The sequence below is a fragment of the Blautia faecis genome, assembly GCF_027662325.1.
GTDB classification, from domain to species: Bacteria; Bacillota; Clostridia; order Lachnospirales; family Lachnospiraceae; genus Blautia_A; species Blautia_A faecis.
In genome coordinates, this window is the sequence record NZ_JAQDKY010000102.1 from 1 (window position 1) to 1,382 (window position 1,382).

Below are 1,382 nucleotides of genomic sequence, written 5' to 3' on the forward strand. Positions count from 1 at the left end.
ACATTGTCCAAATGCGTCCCTCCAGAAGAACTTTTCAACCAATTAAATAGCAAAACAGGAGGTTCTACATGGGAAAAAGAAAAAAAGAAGAATTGCCCGATTACACAGTAGCCAATATGGATGTGGATGGTATGCCCTGGAATTCCAGAAGACCATGGCAGATATTTCCTGGCGATCCATCTAAGAGCAGAAAAGAATTTGATGTAAAAGTACCGGAACCGGGAATGGAAAATGAAGTACCGGATGATCTGAGCGCTTTTCAGAATCCGCCGATGACGAAGGAAGAAAGAAGAGGAGTCATCTGGCTTTCGCTGAAGGCGTCACTGACTGTGGGACTGATCTTTGGAAGTGCGGCATTTTTGTTTATTTTATTCTGTGTATTCGTGTGGCTGAAATAAAAGAGAGATTGTCAGAGAAAAAGTTTATTCTTACTTACGTTATATTATTTCGTAATAATAGAATACTAGTGCCGAATTGAAAAGTTTCTAAAATTTCGGCTAAAAAATAGCGGCAGACAATTAATTTTGTCTGCCGTAAAATTATGTAGATTGAGCCTGTCTTAAATATCATGAAACATGCCAATCTTATTCTTAATCTGCTGCATTTCGTTATCCGTTTCGATTACTGCCTGCGCCGAGCGGAGCAGTTCTTCACTGATCTCTGCATATCCTGGCAAGTCCTCGATTCCCTTCTTGTAGCGGAGCTGATGCTCCAATGTAGCCCAGAAGTCCATGCCGTTGGTGCGGATCTGAAGTTCTACTCTCATAGGTGTTTTCCCCTTGGAGAAGAATACAGGAATCTCCACTATCATATGATAACTACGATAACCATTTGGTTTCGGATTCTTGATATAATCCTTGATTTTAATAACTTTAATATCATCCTGTCCGGCAATCAGATTGGCCACTGTGTAAATATCGTCAATGAAAGCACAGACCACCCGGACTCCAGCCACGTCATTTAACTGTTCCTGAATATTCTCCGCTGTAAAATCATATCCCAGCTTCTGCAGTTTCCGGTAAATACTTTCTGGTTTCTTTATCCTTGTCTTAATAAAAGATATGGGATTTCGCTTATACTCTACTGAAAATTCATCATCCAGAACTTCCAGCTTGGTCTGTACCTCCCGGATGGCACATCTATACATCATCATCAGATCATTAAACTTTGCTGCATTTTTGATAAAACGCTGCGGATCTGGCGTATCCAGCCAGGGCGCTTTCTTTTCTTCTGTCATAATTAATTCTTTCAACCTCTCTACAAGTAAAATGCTGAGCCCCCGTCAAGAGCTTCTCATATTGTTTATTATAGCGGAATTTTTATAAAGAAGCAACGTATTGAATTGCTATTTAGTGGATGGAAAAGTTCTTCAGGAGGGACGC

At 40.4% G+C, this 1,382-nt stretch carries 2 protein-coding genes; one reads left to right on the forward strand and one right to left on the reverse strand.

The genetic code is table 11. The features are described from left to right. The first annotated feature begins 68 nt into the window (after positions 1 to 68). The gene (locus PGQ38_RS19280) at positions 69 to 398 is read left to right on the forward strand and encodes a hypothetical protein (protein WP_270433188.1); all 330 of its coding nucleotides are present in this window, start codon (positions 69 to 71) and stop codon (positions 396 to 398) included. Positions 399 to 559: 161 nt separating this feature from the next. On the opposite strand, the gene PGQ38_RS19285 is transcribed toward PGQ38_RS19280, so the two are convergent. After that, positions 560 to 1,237 carry a GTP pyrophosphokinase gene (locus tag PGQ38_RS19285; RefSeq protein ID WP_173717356.1) on the reverse strand — a complete coding sequence of 226 codons (678 nt, stop codon included), beginning with the start codon at positions 1,235 to 1,237 and terminating at the stop codon, positions 560 to 562. Between the last annotated feature and the right edge of the window lie 145 nt (positions 1,238 to 1,382).